We start from the raw sequence: 17,026 nt of genomic DNA, 5'->3' as shown, positions 1-17,026 counted from the left end.
CAAGAAAATTCCCCTTATGTGTCGTGCGCGGGCATGAAAAAGCCGGCATTGCTGCCGGCTTCCTTGTTTGATGACGTTAGGATGCGATCAGCCGCGCAGCGTGCCGCCGATCTTCTCAGCTGATTTGATCACCTTTTTCGCGATCGCATCGATCTGCTCATCGGTGAGCGTGGCGTCTGATGGCTGGATGGTCACTTCGATCGCCACAGACTTGTGTCCAGGCTCAACGCCCTTGCCCTGATAGACATCGAACACATCAACGCTGGAAATCAGCTTCTTGTCTGCGCCGGCTGCGGCCTTGGCAAGTTCACCTGCGCTCATGGCTTCTTCAACGACAAAGGCAAAGTCACGGCGGATTGGCGTCAGGTCGAGCTTTTCCAGAACCGGTTTCGTCTTCACGCCAGCTGCGCGCGGCAGGGGCACGGCATCGAGATTGATCTCGAAGCCGATAATCCGGCCATCCACACCCAGTGCCTTGAGCACTTTCGGGTGGATCTCACCGAAATGGACAATCGTGTTCTTCGGGCCCAGGCGCAGGGTGGCCGACCGGCCCGGGTGCCAGTGTGCGCGCGTTGGCTCCATCACCATCAGCTTGTCGGGTTGCTGGCCGATGGCATCCAGAAGCTGGAAGACTTCTGCCTTCGCATCATAAATGTCGTAAGCGGCTGCCTTGCCGTCCCAATGGCGCAGGGTTTCCGGGCGAACAATCCCGGCAATCGTGCGACGCTGGTCTTTTGGGCCATCGCCGCGATAGACCGGGCCAGCCTCAAACAGGCGAATGTCACGCTGGCTGAAGTCAGCATTGCGCTGCGCCGCCTTGATCAGGTTTGGCAGAATGCTCGGGCGCATCCAGCCAAGTTCAGAGGCAACGGGGTTGGCCACCTGCAATTCGCGCTCACCACCGCCGAACAGCTTCGCTTCGGCTTCGGAGACGAAGCTCCAGGTCACGGTTTCGAGAAAGCCATTCGCGGCGAGCACGCGGCGGCAAGTGCGGACACGGCGCTGTGGTTCTGTCAGGACCTGGCGCACGCCGCCTTCCGGCGCTGGCAGAGACGTCAGCGGCAGGGCATCAAAGCCCTTCACGCGGATGATTTCCTCAACGATATCGGCAGAGCCTTCAATGTCATGACGCCAGCTTGGCGGGGTCATGTACCAGGCCTCGCCCGTGTCCTCGAGCGTGAAGCCAAGATCCTTCAGGATCTTGCGCATATCCGATGTCTTCATCTCCACGCCGGTCAGGCGCTTCACATCATTTGGATAGAATGCCACGGCTGCCGGATTGGCAGGCACAGCGCCAGCCATCGTAACTTCAGAGGCTTCGCCACCGCAAACATCCATGATGAGCTGTGTTGCAAGCTCCAGCCCTTCCAGGCTGCTCTGCGTATCAATGCCGCGCTCGAAACGATAACGCGCATCGGAAATGATGCCGGTCGCCCGGCCTGTGCGTGCGGTCCGCAGCGGATCGAAATAGGCCGCTTCGATGAACACATCCGTTGTGTCTTCGGAAACGGCCGTGCCTTTACCGCCCATCACGCCGCCAAGTCCGATCATGCCGGATTCGTCAGCGATCACGCACATGTCTTCACTGGCTTCATATTCCTTGTCGTCCAGCGCCATGAAGCGGTCGCCCTCGCGGCCAAGCCGGGCACTGACCTTGCCTTGGAGCTTCACCAGATCATAGGCGTGCAGCGGACGTGCCCGATCAATGGACAGATAGTTCGTCACATCGACCAGCATGTTTTTCGGATTGATGCCGACGGCTTTCAGGCGCGCCTGCATCCAGTCCGGCGACGGGCCGTTTTTAACACCGCGAATGACACGGCCAAAGAAAACCGGGCAGGCCTCTGTGTTCTCGGTCGCAATCTCGACCGGGCAGGGGAACCCGCCGACAACGGATTTCACAGCCATCGGGTCGAAACGGCCAAGACCGGTCGCGGCCAGATCGCGCGCAATGCCGAGCACGCCAAGCCAGTCCGGACGGTTTGGTGTGACTTCGAAATCGATCACCGGGTCATCATGGCCCACGGCGGCTGCCAGCGGTTCGCCAACCTTGTACTGACCTTTCAGGTCCATAATGCCGTCATGGTCTTCACCCAGCCCCAGCTCTTTTGACGAGCACAGCATGCCATGGCTCTCAATGCCGCGGATCTTGCGCGCCTTCTTGTCGAGCGTCATGTCATGGCCGGGAATGTAAGCGCCCAGCGGTGCGTAGGCGACCCACATGTCTTCATGCACATTCGGTGCGCCGCAAACGATCTGCAGCTCGCCGTCTTTCGTCGCGACGGTACAGATGTTCAGCTTGTCGGCATCCGGGTGCTTATGCACTTCGACCACATGGCCAACCGTGAATTCGGACAGTTCCGCAGCCGGGTCTTCGACGCTCTCGACCTCCAGGCCAGCCTTGGTCATGCTGTCCAGGATTTCGTCGAGGCTGGCTTTCGTCTGCAAATGATCCTGCAGCCAGGAAACAGTGAACTTCATTCTTGGGCCTCTTTCGGCTTTTCCATCTCAGTCGATGGCGGCATCAGTTTGTTTGCAACAGATGTGAGCTCTGTGCAGGCTTTGACTTCGGTTGGGCGCAGATTGTCCGTCATGGTCGATGTCACCCAGCAATCATCGAGGATGGAGCAGTAACAGATGAACACTTCGGCTGGCTGGCGTTCGCCTGCCAGGAATTCATCAATCCGGCTCTGAATGGCCTCTGTGATGTCTGGTGTGCCCGGCCAGGCCGCGCGCACCGTGCTGAGCTTGTCTCCCTGTCGCATCACCCGGCCTGACAGGCTGGTGTTTGCGCGTGTCGGGACGCCCATCTCTTCGGGCATCAGATAGTCGACAAGCTTGTTGAACTCCTGCGTGTCACCTTCGCCGGGAATGCGGATCAGGTAATTGTCGATCAGGGCAGGTCCGACGCCCGCATTGCGCAGCTCAAAAGCATAAATATTGCCGTTCTCGCCCACATCCGTCTGGTGTGTGGTCTGAAGAATCGGCCAGACATCCGCCTTTTCCTGACTGCGCATGACACGCGCCTGGTCCCAGGCAATGTAAACGGCCGCAATACTGGATATCACCGCGCAGACGGCGATCAGCATCTCAGCCTTGCTGCCATTTCCCATGCCGGTCCCCTTCGGCTGTTAGCTCAATCCGCCCGACAGGCTCGGCAGAAGCCATGGCTTGAAGCCATAGTGAGAGAGCCAGCGAACATCACTTTCGAAATATGGACGCAGATCCGGCATGCCGTATTTCAGCATGGCCAGGCGGTCGACGCCCATGCCAAACGCAAAACCCTGATATTCATTCGGGTCCAGACCACAATTGCGCAGGACATTCGGGTGCACCATGCCGGAGCCCAGAATTTCCAGCCAGTCATCGCCCTGACCAATCTTCACATTGCCGCCGGAACGGTCGCATTTCACGTCCATTTCAGCAGAAGGTTCGGTGAATGGGAAGAAGTGCGGGCGAAAGCGGGTCTCAACTTCGTCGACTTCGAAGAACGCGCGCGCGAAATCCGTGAGGCAGCCCTTCAGATGGCCCATATGGGTCACCTTGTCGATCACAAGACCTTCGACCTGGTGGAACATTGGCGTGTGAGTGGCATCCCAGTCATTGCGATAGACACGGCCCGGAATGATCACGCGGATCGGTGGCTCTTTCGACATCATGGTGCGAACCTGAACTGGGCTTGTATGCGTGCGCAGCACTTTGCGCTCGCCTTCCGCATCGGGCACCATGAAGAATGTGTCGTGCTCTTCGCGGGCCGGATGGCCGACCGGGAAGTTCAGCGCTGTGAAGTTGTGAAAATCGTCTTCAATGTCCGGGCCTTCGGCAACCGAAAAGCCCATCGCGCCGAAGATTTCCTCGATCTCTTCAAACACCTGCATGACCGGGTGCAGTGCGCCGGATTTCCACGGCGCTGCCGGAAGCGAGAGGTCGGCCTTTTCAGAGGCAAGCCGCGCATCCAGCTCGGCATCTTCCAGCTCGACCTTGCGCGCATCAATCGCGTCATTCAGCTTGTTCTTCAGCGCATTGAGCTTCGGGCCCATCACCTTGCGCTCTTCCGGGTCCATCTTGCCCAGCGTCTTCATCAGGCCGGAGACGCGCCCCTTCTTGCCAAGTTCGCCGACCCGGATGCTATCGAGAACAGCCAGATCATCAGCGACCGCAATGGCGCCGAGCACTTCAGATTCCAGGGTTTCAATATCTGACATGGTTTCGTGCTTTCGCTCGTTCAGAAGGTTTTTGCCTTCTTATCAGTCTTACGCGTCAAGACCAGAGGTCTGTCGCTCAAACGCAAACGACCGCTGCCGGTAAGCAACGGTCGTTGACAGGAACAGTCGGTAATCCGTTTGGATTAAGCAGCCAGAGCAGCTTTCGCCTGTTCCAGAACAGCTTTAAACGCAGCTGGTTCGTTGATGGCAAGATCAGACAGAACCTTACGGTCCATGTCGATGCCAGCTTTGTGGACACCATCAATGAAACGGGAATACGTCATTGTATCGTCGAGCTCGCGAACCGCAGCGTTCAGACGCTGAATCCAGAGTGAGCGATAAACGCGTTTCTTCTGCTTACGGCCAACATAAGCGTACTGACCAGCTTTCTGGACAGCAGAGTTTGCCGTGCGGAAGGTATTTTTGCGGCGGCCATAATAGCCTTTGGCAGCCTTGAGAACTTTTTTGTGACGAGCGTGCGCCGGCACCTTGTTACGTGAACGAGCCATGGGTCTTAATCCTTATCAGCTATGCGTTACTTGGTGCCGTAAGGCAGCCAGCTTTTGACACGTGGCGTATCAGCATCCGAAACCATGGTCGTGCCGCGGTTCGTACGGATGTATTTCGCATTGTGGCTGATGAGGCGGTGACGCTTGCCGGCTACGCCGTGCTTGATCTTGCCCGTGGCCGTGATCTTGAACCGCTTTGCAGCGGCCTTTTTCGTTTTCATCTTCGGCATTTTCATCTCCTGCGCCTGGCGCTATTTTTCACAATCTCCTGGAGGCAATGCCTGACGCCTCTTTGGAGCAAAGCGCGCTTATACGCGGCAGAGCAGAAATTTCAAGCCCTCATGCACGCAAAAACCGGAGCATACCGTGTCCCTGCGGGCATGTCTGAGGCGATAGGCATCAACCTCAGACACAGGGACCGGCATGCCCCGGCTCTTGGGGCCACACCCAGCTTTTCAGCGGATCAGGCGTCTTCCATCACGTCTGTCTTTGAGACATGGCGGATAAGCGTGGTGAATTCCTCGACTGCGCGTATCTGAGAGCTGACATCATCAGCATTGGTCGTCTTCAGACTTTCCAGCAGCTGATCGGCGGCGGCCCGAACCAGACCAATATGGGCTGGTGGCTCTTCCGGTTGTTCTGACAAGGCATCCTCCCGTAGTTTTCTTTCGTGATTATCGTTCGGCGGGGTCGGTTCGAGCTCGAACAGAACCGGCGTGTAAACACCGGTCCGGTCGCGCGTTTGTGCCAGCACATGCGGGCCGGCCTCGATCAGCACGGCGACCGCCTCGCCATCACCGTCTTCATAACGCTTGGGCTGGCCCAGATAGGTCATCGGCCACATCTTGCCGATCCGCTCCAGAAACACTGTGTCCGTCAGGGTGGTGAAATGCGTGATGCCGTATTTGACAGCATATTCCATCACGCCGCAGATCAGTTCCTTCTGGGCGATCGAGATTTCGTTGGCGCCATTCTTGCGGGAGGTCGGCGCGATCATCCAGCGTGTCAGATCCCAGATCTGCTCGCTGCGCGGGGCGTCCCCGTCCAGATATTCTGGCAGTTTGTCGGCCAGCAGATAAGGCGTGTTGGTCGGGTTCAGGCGGAAGGTCGACTGAATATCGCCGAAGCGATCGAGATGCATCAGATAGACAGCATGCTCATTGTCGAACTCATCTGTTTCCTTGCCATCGCTCGCCGTCAGATTGGTCCAGCCACGATCACGGACATAATAGTCATGGCGCATGCGGAACATCTGATCCAGCTGGCGCGCGAAGAGATGCTGGTTGTCGATTGTCACGACGTAGATCAATGCCCTGTCTCCATTCTGGTTGTGACCGCTCAATGAGCGTTCGATCACTTCTTTGTGGAGTTCAGATTGGCCTGAATAATGCTGTGCGGCTATTGGGGTAAAATACCCAAACGGATGTGAATTTCCCTATGTTTTCAAAGAGAAAAACGACCTTAGGTTATCGCGTTATAAAAAAATAAAACTTTAAGTTACTTTGCGGTTTCGTCTAATTTCATGACGCCATTCAGCACAGAGCGCCCACCGTCCAGCTCAAGGCCTTGTCCGGTGATGAAGCGGGCTTCCGCTGATGCCAGAAAGAACACCGTGTCTGCCACTTCCGAAGGCTTGGCAGAGCGCTCAAGAGGCGTTCGCATTTTCAGCCAGGGCTCGGTATTCTCGGCGCGTGGCCGGATGGCGACGACGGCGTTTGACCGGATTTTAAAAGGCGCAAATTCAATCGCCAGCGCCTTTACAGCTGCCAGCATGGCGCCCTGCGTGACGGAGGCGGCCAGATAGCCAGGGTCAGAGGAAATGGCGGCGCGGCTGAGCACGTGTATGAAGGATTTGCCCTGTGGCAGCTTCTCGACCTGACGGTCTTCGGTCTCCAGCTCGCCAATCATTTCCTTTGAGAAAATCTGCGCTGCCAGCAGTGTCGCCTGAACCGATTGCTTGGAATAGGTCGTCATGGCCTCTGCCGTCATGCTGGCGAGGTCGCCCGGTTCCGGGATTGGTGGCACGGAAACCACCACATCGACACCGTCAAACTGTTCCAGCGTGCCGGACAGCGCATTCTTCAGGCCGAGCCGCGTAAACTGGTCTTCATGCAGATAATGGCAGGAGGTGCCGAGATCCTTCTCGGCGAGGCTGAGCGTGTTGTGATTGCCGTCGACAATGACGACATTCCATTTGGCATCGACAAATTTGTGTGCGCAGGCAAGTCCTGCACCTTTGCCGATGCCAAGCAATACAACGCAAGGGGCTCTCATACTGGCAATCACTCCCGCTCGGTGACATCAGCTTCAGGTGCTAACCCGGCTATAGCCTGAGTCAACGAAAACCTTTGAGACCGGATATCGGTGGACGGCCTGTCAGATGCCGTTCTTCAATTGGATGAGAGCTGTGCGGCGGGCGCTAACCCGCGGCCGAACTTCGCAATGACTGAATTTCTTCTTTGAGTTTGAGTTTTTCACGTTTGAGCTTTGAGAGGGTAATTGTGTCAGCCGAAGGTCGTTTCATTTCCTCCTGGAGCACCTCGTCGAGTTTCCTGTGACGAGACGCCAGTTGCTGCAGATGATTATCAAGGCTCATCGTTTGGCTCCTCTTTTATGGGAGAAAAAGTGTGACATGAAACTGTCATCCCGTCACGTCAGTTGAATCTAAATTTTCGGCAAAACGGGGCTTGAAAAATTCGCCTAACGAAAGAATCGACTTCGTAAAAACCCCATTATCTGGTAGGAGAAGGCCTTGGTTTTTTAAGGTTACCGGCATGGACGACATGCATTTCAGTTTCGATGAAAACGAGCGCGTGCTGGAATCGCGCTTGTCGGAGCTTGAAAATCGACACCGCGAACTGGACTCTCTTGTGGCACAACTGCACGAAGAAGGTGCAGATATGCTGCGTTTGCAACGCCTGAAGCGTGACAAGCTGCGACTGCGCGACGAAATCAGCCGCATCCGCAACGCCCTGTACCCGAATATTATCGCCTGAGACGCTGACCTGTCTCAGACAAAGGCGTTGAGGAAAGACGCTGTCGACATTAGCCTGACACCGGCGGCGTTGCGCCGATGTGAAGGTGACATACGATATGCGCGCTCCTCGTCTTTGGATTACACTGCTGACCGCTGCCCTGCTCGGCAGCTGTGCGGCGTCGCAAAAGGAACCACCGCAGAGGCGCAGCGAGCAAGCTGATTGGACGAACAAGCGAAACGTCCACAAGGACCATCCGCGATATGCTATTTCAGGCGATGGGAAATGGGTGGCCTTTACGACGCAGGGCAGGCCGCAAAATTCACTGACCATTCTGAATGTGGAGACCGGTGAATTCTACGACCTCCAGTCGGAAGATCCTGACACAGTTCTATTTGATGCGGACCTGTCTGATGATGGGGCGCGCCTTGCTGTCGTTCGAGGGAGACGTGATGAGTATTCTTCACACGTGGTTGAAAGCGATATCGTGATAACGGACTTACAGGGTAAGATTCTCGACTCAGTCCCATCCTGCAATGATCTTTACAGTTCTCCGTCGTTTTCTCCGGATGGTGAACGCATCGCCTATTATCAGTTCGCCAATAACGGCATTCGCAGCGACAGAATCGAAAACCGGGGTTCGACGCTTCTCACGCCAGATCTGGCGATGGAGTTTGATCTGGTTTCCCGGTCCGAGCGGCAGCTCGTTGATTTGGCCTGGCTATCAACGGGATGGATCGATTACACAGGCAGTGGTGACGTGTTTGCGTTGCGGGCGGGGGAAGTAGCCCGGCGAAAGCCAGAAACAGCGCCAGGTTTCGCCAGACCTGTCTTGTGGGGATACCTTGGAGGGGAATCCGTCCTCGACCAGTTTTCAGAAGAAAAACGCGGAACGTTGTATTTGCCGGCACTTTATCTGCTCAATCCGGATGCCGAGAGGCCCGAAGATCAGATCACAGGATCTTTTGATCGAAATGGTGACTGGGTCTTCCGGGGTGCGGCTCGATCAGGCTATCTGGTTCAGTACAACAATCCAAGAAGAACCCAATCCGGATTGTGGTTGGTTCCGGAAGACTTTCTTGCGGCGCATCCGGACGATGTCGATGTTGAAAGCGGCAATGTTCCGCCGGATTGGCCATTTATTTCAAGTTCAGGTGACTTCGTTCATGCCGCAGCCATCAGTTATAATGGGTGCTTTGTAGTTGATGCCAGAAAACAAAGAGTGCTTCGAGACGTCACAATTCATGTCTGGAATATCTGCTCCGGCGAGCTGCTTCAAACTGTTGAAGAGCCGAAGACCATCGCCAGGACGGTGGTGATGGAAGGGGGATATCGCGATGAATGTTAATCTCTTCAAACAACATATCCGCAACGCCCTGTACCCGAATATTATCGCCTGAGGCGCGAAGCGCTGTGCCGGATTCCCCGGCACCATGAAGGCACTTCTCTTTTTCTTCAGTCTTTTCCACATTGTGGTCGTAATTTCCGGGTTCAAACCCTGCGAAACGCGTCCCTTTGCGTGGGGAAGGGGATGCTATCTGATGACACATGCGGTTTGTCGCGCTGCCACCCCAGCGCGCGGCGCTGACCGCATGGAAGTGGAGACGGGCAATTGTCAGAGAAAAAAGATTCCGAACACAGCTCTTTGGGATTTCGAAGCGCGGTCATTGCCAGCCTGGTTCTGTCCGTTGTTTCCTTTCTGACGACCTGGAGCGGTCTGCGTGCTGCGGACCCGATCCAGAACCGCATTGCCAATGGGGAAAGTCTGGAAGGCATTGGCTTCTGGCAGGGCGCCGAAAGCCTCGCCATCACGCTTGGTCTGTCCTTCGGTATTCAGGCGCTCATGCTGGCGCTGGCCTGGATTGCCAGCCGCCTTGTCATGGTCGAGCAGCGAAAACGCTGGGCGCTGATCAGCTCGATTTTCCTCGGCTACTTCGCGGCTTTGTCGATCTCGGTCACCTTCTCCTATGTCGATCTGTTTGACCGGATGTTCAGCACGCAGAAGTCAGACTGGTCCTCGGAAACCATTCGGGAGCGCGGCGATGTCATCGTTGAGCAGCTGGTTGAGGATCTGGAAGATGAAGCCCGCAAGACGCGTTCGGAGTTTGCCTCGCTGCAGGCAAGCTTCCAGGCGCAGATCAATCTCCTGTCGGATGCCTCGACCTCTCAGCGCCAGCTCATCCTGGCTGAGCTGGATGCACGTCAGGCAGACCTCGAAGAGTATCTTACCCGGATTGGCAGCGCCAAGGCCGAAGCGCGAAAGGCTGCCGTCAGCCGTGATATTCGCGTGGCACAGCTCCGTGAAAGCGTGGCCCAGTTCGAAAGCAAGGTGAGCGAACTTTCCGCGCAGCAGAGCGAACTCCGTGAGAATGTCGACGAACTCGATGCGCAGAGCCGCGAAAAATCAGACCAGAAACTGCTCGAAGAGCGCGGCGCGCAGGAAAGCGGCCAGTCCGGGCGCGGCCCCGTCTGGCGTGAGCTTGATCGTGAGCATGACATCATCAAGGCCAATCTCGAAGTGGCTGAAAACCGTCTGGAGCGGGTTGAGCGTGAGCTTGAAAATGCGCAGCAGGCCTTGCTCAGCGGTCGCCAGCAACTCGCAACGGTCACCTCTTCTACCGATGATGCCGAAGTCGATAACGCGCTGAATGCTGAAAATGATGTGCGCGTTGCCTTCCTCGAGGAAGAAATCCGTGCGCTGAAGCAACAGGCCGATGCGCTGGATCTGCCGCCGCTGGATCTCGGCGCGGGCCGTATCAGTGAGGAACAGATCAATCAGGTCGAAACCACCTGTACACAGATCAAGAGCGAGCTGATCGCAGCGCGCACCTCAGGTACAACGGACTCAGAATCGCCGCTCAGCAATTTCAATCCGGACAGCATTGATTGCACATCCGGCGGTGCGTTCGATACGGCGCGCCGTCTGTTCGCGCTGGAAGACAGCATCGAGATGGTCGAAACCAATTGCCGGGCAACCGACAGCGAAGTGTATGCGACTTTGTCCGGCGGGGAGTTGCTGCAATACATCCGCGGTGCCTGCATCAACCAGTCTGCGCTCTCGGCCAGCCGCAAGGCGAACTATCTGGAAGACCTGCGCCGCGTCTCGCGGACGCGTGACCCGGATGCGGCGCCGATCGCCTATGCATTTGTGGCGCTTCAGGACCGTGAAACGCAGGCCATCTTTGCCTTCTGTCTGGCACTGGCAGCCGACATGCTGATCCTGATCGTCAGCCTGTTTGGCAATGCAGGCCATCATCATCTCGAACCCGCGCCTGCGGAATACCGTCTGCCATATCGTGAACGTCGTGAGCCCGCCCTCTTTGGGCATGATGACGATAACGATCTGAATGACGGACCAACGGACCCGCGATATCGAAGCTGACCTCAGATCGCCCGTTTCAGTGTGACACGGGCGATCAGTCCACCACCCGGGCGGTCTGCAAGCGCCAGCGTTCCGCCTGCGCGTTCGATGATTGTGTGAGCAATGGCAAGTCCCAGTCCGGCGCCCTCCGTGTGGCGATTGCGCGAGGCATCGCGCCGGTAAAACGGTTCGAGCACCAGCTTTTTCTCGGCGTCGGGAATGCCGGGGCCATGATCTGCAATCTCGAGAATGACCGCGCGATCAGGCGTTCTGAGGGTCAGTTCGACCGCCTCACCATATTTCTCAGCATTGGTGATCAGATTGACCAGCGCACGCTGTAATCGATCCGCGCGCCCGGCCACAAAGATCCGTTTTCTCTGAAATGCGCTTTGATTGGCCCAGCAGACCTGATCGGAGAACTGGCCAGACGTCATCAGCTCTGACAAGACGTGAGCGATGTCGGCTTCTTCACCGGTTTCTGCTCCTTCGGCAGCTTCGGCGAAGGCGAGCGTATCGTTCAGAAGCGCCTGGATTTCCTCAATCGTTGCTTCAGCGGCATCGCGGTTCTTCTCGTCCAGCATTTCAACGCGCAGGCGCAGACGTGTCAGATATGTGCGAACGTCATGGGACATGGCGGACATCATCAGAGTGCGATTGGCAAGCAGCGCCTCAATGCGTGTCTGCATGTCGTTGAAAGCCTGAGCAAGGTCGCGCACGTCGCGGCTGCCACCGGGTTTGACGGGGCTCGATTTGCCCGTTTCGGAAAAAGACCTGGCAGCTTTTGCCATGTCACGGACGGGCCGGAATTGCTGCCAGATGCTGAACAGCGCAAGGCTCGCAACGATCAGCCCGAAAATACCTGCTCCCACACCGACCGGCAGATTGCGAAACCGGATTTCGAACAGGCTTGGTGTTTCGATCGCCAGCCATTCTCCGCTTCCGAGTTCAATGACGAGGCGCATGGGATAGTCCGCGCGCAGGCCGATCTCGGTTTCGACAGGGGAACCGAAGGAGCCCGCATCGCCATCGACCATGGCAAACATGCGTCGTCCTTCGAGCGCCTCGCCATATCGGCTCAGTGAACGACGCAACGCTCTCAGGCGGATGGTCTCGCTCGCCGCATCTGCCGGATCGAACGCATCGACCATGGCGATGCGCAGCTGAGACGTGTTCAGGCTCTCAAGCAGAACGGCGCGATCTTCTTCTCCCGTGGCCTCCACAATCTCTACAATGGACGCGACGCGTGAGGGCAGTGGCAAGAGAAAGTCACGCGCGGTCTTGTTCTGAGCCTGAAACAGGAAGACCAGCACCAGCATTTGCGAGGCGAAGATCACAAGGATCGCGGCTGCGACCAGACGTATGCCGGTGATGGAGCGCATGCCAGGCATCGTCATGCTGAGCGTACCTTTTCCGATAACACATAGCCGACATTGCGGATGGTCTTGATGAGAACCGGATTGGCCGGGTCCGGTTCGATCTTTCGGCGCAACCGGCTGACCTGTACATCAATCGACCGGTCAAAGGCGGCATTGAAAACGCGCCCATTCAACAGATCCATCAGCACATCCCGGTCGAGCACGCGTTGCGGTCGGCTGAGAAAGATCGTCAGAAGATCGTACTCTCCACTTGAAAGGATCAGCAGCTCGCCTGCTTCGGTGCGAACTTCCCGGCGTTCATGGTGAATGATCAGATGACCGCAATAGGATGTATGCGCCGTGTCTTTCACGTCATTCTGACCATGCGTTCGCCGCAGCACCGCATTGATCCTTGCGGTCAGTTCGCGTGGATTGAAGGGCTTGGCGAGATAGTCATCAGCGCCAAGCTCAATGCCGATAATCCGGTCAATGTCATCGCCGCGTGCGGTCAGCATGATGATGGGTGTGTTCGAGCTGGCGCGTATGCGCCGACATATGGACAGGCCGTCTTCACCGCCAGGCAGCATGATATCCAGCACGATCAGGTCGGCAGCCTGACGGGCGAGGAATGTAGACATGGCCGCACCGTCCCGTACGCCGCGCGCGTCAAAGCCATTGGCTGACAGATAGTCACAAACCAGCTCGCGGATTTCATCGTCATCTTCGACGATCAGGATAAGGGGCACATGGGTCATGAATCGCTCTCTGCCCTGAAAATGCGGGGTCATCCAGATGTCCGGCCAGCTTGTTACAAAACGTTACGCACCGATACGCGCCAGACATTCGCTCGTTACGAGGCTCGGTCAGATTGGGTCTCGCCGGAGGGACACCACCCACCTGAAAGGAGCTAGAAAATGAACGCCTCAACCAAAATGCTTATGCTGGCCTCTGCTGCGATTTTGTCCAGTCATCTCTTCTTTGCCTCATCTGCTGAGGCGCAAACCCGTGAGCGCCGCGCAACCATCCAGACGGATCAGGGCCGCAACGCCACGCGCACCACCCGCAACACCTTTGAAAACGGTGCCCGAACCCGCAGCAAATCCGTTCAGACAGGATCAGGGCGCGGTTATGATCGCACACGGACGACGGGATATGACGAGGATGCGAATGCGCTTTATCGCAACCGGACCGTCACCACGAATTCCGGACAGACTGCGACGGCAGGCAAGGAAGCTGCCTGCGCGGATGGTACATGTTATCGCTCCAGAGCCTTCACAGGCCCGCAGGGCGCAGAGGCCGGGAGCTATCGATCCCGCAGTGTCGATGACAATGGTGATTACGTGAAATCCCGCGATGTTTACGGGCCGAACGGCCAGACCGCCTCACGCGATGTCGTTCGCGACGGAGAGGGTGGGAAAACCACCACCGTCACCGGGCCCGAAGGCGAAAGCCGGTCCCGCACGCGCTGGCTCACCGTCGACTAGTTCCAAAGCTCTGATGTGAAGACTGTGTTCTGGTTATCCGCCCACACACCTGGAAAGCCCGGTCTTTGCATCATGGCGGGCAGTCAAGCCCCGAAAAGGCTGCCCGCCACTCCCCTTTGTTTAGAAAGAAACCCCTCATGAAAATTGCATATCTGCTTGTTATTCCGCTCACCCTGAGTGCGCCTGCGCTCGCTCAGCACGCAATCCCCTGGACTCTGGATGATCTGATCCAGACCGCTGATCTTGATGGAGACGGCAATGTTTCCCGCGATGAATTTCTGACACTTCGCTCAGAGGCATTTGCCCGCGTTGATACTGATACGTCCGGCAGCGTCACACAGGCTGAGTTCGCTGAAGTTCTCAGCCAGCGCATTCAGCGTTTCTCCGGTCGCGCCTTTGCCCGCGTCGATGGGAATGGAGATGGCATCGTTACGCATGCGGAATGGGATGCGATCCCGCCCACAGCCTTTGATCGTGCCGATGTGAATGGCGATGGTGTCCTCACACCGGGCGAGCGCGATCGAAAACGGAGACCATAGCCTGCAGGTGATTGTCTGATATGGAAAAACCGGTCTACCCTTTCTGGCGACAGAAGGGGTAGACGCATGTCCGTCGCTACAGATTTCCGCGCCAGACTATATCGCGCTTTCGAACCGGGCCAGAATGACCGCGACCGTCTGTCCACGGTCAATCGCCTGCTCGTGGCGCTTGTCCTTCTGAGCTTTATTCTCCTGGCTCTGGAGACCGAGCCTGCGCTCGGAAAGCAGGGCATTCAGATCATTCGCTGGATCAACACCTTCGTGGTGATCGTGTTCGCGGTCGAATATGCCGTCCGGCTCTGGATTGCGCCGGAAAACCCGAAATATCGCGGCAAGTCCGGGCGCTTTCGCTATGCCTGCAGCTTTTACGCGATTGCTGACCTCGCCGCCTTTCTGCCGGAGCTTCTGCTCATGGTCTTTCTGACCGATCAGGTGGACCCGCGCATGCTGGCCATACTGAAAGCCTTCAGGCTCTTTCGGCTCTTCAAGCTGGCGCGTTATGTGCCTGCGTTCGACCTGCTGGGCGAGGCGCTTCGCAAGGCCGGCGGGCAGCTTCTGACCAGCCTGCTTCTGGCGCTTGCGCTGGTCTATATCTCTGCCATCGCGCTCTATCTGATTGAGGGGGAGATCCAGCCCGAAGCCTTCGGGTCCATTCCGCGCGCCATCTGGTGGGCCATCGCAACGCTGACCACTGTTGGCTATGGCGATGTCTATCCGGTGACGCCGTTCGGGCGTCTTGCAGCCTCTGCCATCGCTCTGGCCGGTATTGGTGTGGTGGCTTTACCGGCAGGTGTCTTTGCCAGTGCCTTTACCGATGTCATTCGTGAGGAAGCCGAGCGCAAGAAGGAAGAAAAGGCGCGCAATGCCTTGACGGGCAACGCCGATCCGCCGTCTCCTGAACACTGACAGGGCGTCACGCCCGCATCATGTCATGCCAACCGGCATGCTCAGCAGGGACACGCCGCATGACTTTGTCCAGCATCAAAGCCCGAAACTGCAAGATTGTTGCGACGGTTGGCCCGTCCAGCAATTCGCCGAGCCGACTGGCACTGCTCGCCAAAACCGGGGTGAATGTCTTCCGGATCAATTTCAGCCATGGCGAGGCGGACAAGCACCGCGAGGTCATTCGCGCCATCCGCCAGATGGAGGATCTGCTGGGCCAGCGTGTCGGCATTCTCGCAGACATGCAGGGGCCGAAAATTCGCGTGGGCAAGCTGAAGGGCGAAGAGATGAAGCTTGGCTGGGGCGAAGCGATTGATCTTGTCTGTCAGGAAGAACAGCCATCCGCTGGCAAAGCCATTCCCATTCCGCATCCGGAAATCTTTGAGGTCAGCGAACCGGGCGACCAGCTGCTCTTCGATGACGGGCGTCTTGCCTGTGAGCTGACATCGGTCTCCAGGGATCGGGCAGAAGCGCGCGTGACCATGGCGGGTACACTGAAAGACCGCAAGGGCGTCAATGTGCCGGACAAACGCCTGCGCATTTCGGCCATCACGGAGAAAGACCGCGCCGACATGAAAGTGGCGCTGGAAGAGGGCGTGGACTATATCGCGCTAAGCTTTGTTCAGCATCCGGATGATGTCGCCGAAGCGCGTGAGCTGATCGGCGATAAAGCGCGCATTCTGGTGAAAATCGAAAAGCCAAGCGCGCTTGAATATCTCTCTGAAATTCTGGGCGCAGCGGACGCTGCCATGGTGGCACGCGGCGATCTGGGTGTGGAATTGCCGCCTGAACAGGTGCCGGTCCATCAGAGGCGCATTGTGCGAGAGGCGCGCAGGCTGGGCCGTCCTGTCGTGGTTGCCACGCAAATGCTGGAATCCATGATCGAGTCGTCCACGCCCACCCGGGCGGAAGCCTCAGACGTTGCGACGGCCGTTTATCAGGGCGCAGATGCCGTCATGCTCAGCGCGGAAAGCGCGGTGGGGCGTCATCCGCAAACCGTGGTCGCCATTATGGACCGGATCATCCGCGCCATTGAAGGCGCGCCGGATTATTATGATGCGCTGTCGCAATACCGCGCCGAACCGGAAGAAACGACGGCAGATGCCATCTGCCATGCCGCTGCTGATATCGCTGAAACGCTGGACTGCAAGGCCATTATGGCCTTCACGACGACAGGCTCGACGGTGAAGCGCATTTCGCGTGCCCGTCCGCGCGCACCGATCATCATGCTGACCGAAAAGGTTGAAACGGCCCGGCGCGGCGCGCTCTATTGGGGCGTCAGTCCGGTGATCGCCGAAGAGATTGGCAGTCATGAAAGCATGATGGAAACCGCCAAGCGTTTCGCCGTAGAGCTGGGCGTTGAGGAAAATGAGCGGATCGTCATCACCGCGGGCGTTCCCTTTGGCCGCCCCGGCAAAACCAATCTTGTGCAGGTCACCCGAGCCTCTAGTCAGGACGAGGAGGATTAGATGCTGGAACGCGCTGAAAAAGTGTGCAGACAGCCGTAGCAGCAGCGAAACGCTGTTTCGCTGTAGCAACTGTTAGCACGGAAGTGGTTTGAACCGGTAGTTTCGATCCTCTTTGACCATGCTGTTGAGCCGGGTGAGCAGGCGTCTGGCGAGGGCGATGATGACCACTTTGAACGGTTTCCCGGCT

Annotated in this window: 17 protein-coding genes; 7 read left to right on the top strand and 10 right to left on the bottom strand. The window is 57.4% G+C overall.

Annotated elements, in window-relative coordinates:
- Positions 1-87: 87 nt before the first annotated feature.
- The 8 genes from pheT to ACFQDM_RS07510 all read right to left on the bottom strand — a co-directional run bounded on the left by pheT (position 88) and on the right by ACFQDM_RS07510 (position 7,310).
- Positions 88-2,481 carry a phenylalanine--tRNA ligase subunit beta gene (gene pheT / locus ACFQDM_RS07545; protein WP_377377547.1) on the bottom strand — a complete coding sequence of 798 codons (2,394 nt, stop codon included), beginning with the start codon at positions 2,479-2,481 and terminating at the stop codon, positions 88-90.
- Positions 2,478-3,113 carry a hypothetical protein gene (locus ACFQDM_RS07540; RefSeq protein ID WP_377377545.1) on the bottom strand — a complete coding sequence of 212 codons (636 nt, stop codon included), beginning with the start codon at positions 3,111-3,113 and terminating at the stop codon, positions 2,478-2,480. The genes pheT and ACFQDM_RS07540 overlap by 4 nt, the downstream gene beginning before the upstream one ends.
- An 18-nt stretch (positions 3,114-3,131) precedes the next feature.
- Positions 3,132-4,205: a phenylalanine--tRNA ligase subunit alpha gene (gene pheS / locus ACFQDM_RS07535; RefSeq protein WP_377377542.1), complete on the bottom strand. Its 1,074-nt coding sequence runs from the start codon at positions 4,203-4,205 to the stop codon at positions 3,132-3,134.
- Between the two features lie 143 nt (positions 4,206-4,348).
- Positions 4,349-4,714 (bottom strand): 50S ribosomal protein L20, encoded by a 366-nt coding sequence (rplT, locus tag ACFQDM_RS07530; RefSeq protein ID WP_377377540.1) that lies wholly within the window; start codon positions 4,712-4,714, stop codon positions 4,349-4,351.
- Between the two features lie 26 nt (positions 4,715-4,740).
- Positions 4,741-4,944: a 50S ribosomal protein L35 gene (rpmI, locus tag ACFQDM_RS07525; RefSeq protein WP_377377538.1), complete on the bottom strand. Its 204-nt coding sequence runs from the start codon at positions 4,942-4,944 to the stop codon at positions 4,741-4,743.
- Between the two features lie 233 nt (positions 4,945-5,177).
- A complete protein-coding gene (locus ACFQDM_RS07520; RefSeq protein ID WP_377377536.1) occupies positions 5,178-6,023 on the bottom strand; it encodes an acyl-homoserine-lactone synthase in 846 nt (281 codons plus the stop codon).
- Between the two features lie 188 nt (positions 6,024-6,211).
- On the bottom strand, positions 6,212-6,988 hold the full coding sequence (locus tag ACFQDM_RS07515; protein ID WP_377377534.1) for an SDR family NAD(P)-dependent oxidoreductase: 777 nt from the start codon (positions 6,986-6,988) through the stop codon (positions 6,212-6,214).
- 145 nt (positions 6,989-7,133) lie between these two features.
- On the bottom strand, positions 7,134-7,310 hold the full coding sequence (locus ACFQDM_RS07510; RefSeq protein WP_377377532.1) for a DUF465 domain-containing protein: 177 nt from the start codon (positions 7,308-7,310) through the stop codon (positions 7,134-7,136).
- A 178-nt stretch (positions 7,311-7,488) separates the two neighbouring features.
- Between ACFQDM_RS07510 and ACFQDM_RS07505 the strand changes: the two genes are divergently transcribed.
- The 3 genes from ACFQDM_RS07505 to ACFQDM_RS07495 all read left to right on the top strand — a co-directional run bounded on the left by ACFQDM_RS07505 (position 7,489) and on the right by ACFQDM_RS07495 (position 11,071).
- On the top strand, positions 7,489-7,710 hold the full coding sequence (locus tag ACFQDM_RS07505) for a YdcH family protein (RefSeq protein ID WP_377377530.1): 222 nt from the start codon (positions 7,489-7,491) through the stop codon (positions 7,708-7,710).
- Positions 7,711-7,807: 97 nt separating this feature from the next.
- Entirely contained in the window at positions 7,808-9,037 is a 1,230-nt protein-coding gene (locus ACFQDM_RS07500) for a TolB family protein (RefSeq protein ID WP_377377527.1), read from the top strand.
- 264 nt (positions 9,038-9,301) lie between these two features.
- Entirely contained in the window at positions 9,302-11,071 is a 1,770-nt protein-coding gene (locus ACFQDM_RS07495) for a hypothetical protein (protein ID WP_377377524.1), read from the top strand.
- A 2-nt stretch (positions 11,072-11,073) separates the two neighbouring features.
- Here ACFQDM_RS07495 and ACFQDM_RS07490 read toward each other — a convergent pair whose 3' ends face one another.
- Both ACFQDM_RS07490 and ACFQDM_RS07485 read right to left on the bottom strand, forming a co-directional pair.
- Positions 11,074-12,444 (bottom strand): ATP-binding protein, encoded by a 1,371-nt coding sequence (locus ACFQDM_RS07490; RefSeq protein WP_377377521.1) that lies wholly within the window; start codon positions 12,442-12,444, stop codon positions 11,074-11,076.
- Positions 12,441-13,160, bottom strand: coding sequence for a response regulator (locus ACFQDM_RS07485; protein ID WP_377377519.1), 720 nt, complete (start codon positions 13,158-13,160; stop codon positions 12,441-12,443). The genes ACFQDM_RS07490 and ACFQDM_RS07485 overlap by 4 nt, the downstream gene beginning before the upstream one ends.
- Before the next feature lie 159 nt (positions 13,161-13,319).
- Here ACFQDM_RS07485 and ACFQDM_RS07480 point away from each other — a divergent pair, with 159 nt between their 5' ends.
- The 4 genes from ACFQDM_RS07480 to pyk all read left to right on the top strand — a co-directional run bounded on the left by ACFQDM_RS07480 (position 13,320) and on the right by pyk (position 16,839).
- Positions 13,320-13,889, top strand: coding sequence for a hypothetical protein (locus ACFQDM_RS07480; RefSeq protein ID WP_377377516.1), 570 nt, complete (start codon positions 13,320-13,322; stop codon positions 13,887-13,889).
- A 137-nt stretch (positions 13,890-14,026) separates the two neighbouring features.
- Complete coding sequence (locus ACFQDM_RS07475; RefSeq protein WP_377377514.1) at positions 14,027-14,428, top strand: EF-hand domain-containing protein; 402 nt, start codon at positions 14,027-14,029, stop codon at positions 14,426-14,428.
- A 66-nt stretch (positions 14,429-14,494) separates the two neighbouring features.
- Positions 14,495-15,334: an ion transporter gene (locus ACFQDM_RS07470; RefSeq protein ID WP_377377511.1), complete on the top strand. Its 840-nt coding sequence runs from the start codon at positions 14,495-14,497 to the stop codon at positions 15,332-15,334.
- A 59-nt stretch (positions 15,335-15,393) separates the two neighbouring features.
- A complete protein-coding gene (gene pyk, locus ACFQDM_RS07465; RefSeq protein ID WP_377377509.1) occupies positions 15,394-16,839 on the top strand; it encodes a pyruvate kinase in 1,446 nt (481 codons plus the stop codon).
- Positions 16,840-17,026: the final 187 nt, after the last annotated feature.

Source organism: Ponticaulis profundi (assembly GCF_042659465.1).
Lineage (GTDB): Bacteria > Pseudomonadota > Alphaproteobacteria > Caulobacterales > Hyphomonadaceae > Ponticaulis > Ponticaulis profundi.
The sequence above is the reverse complement of the archived record's forward strand: the minus strand, read 5'-3'. Positions and strand labels throughout refer to the sequence as shown.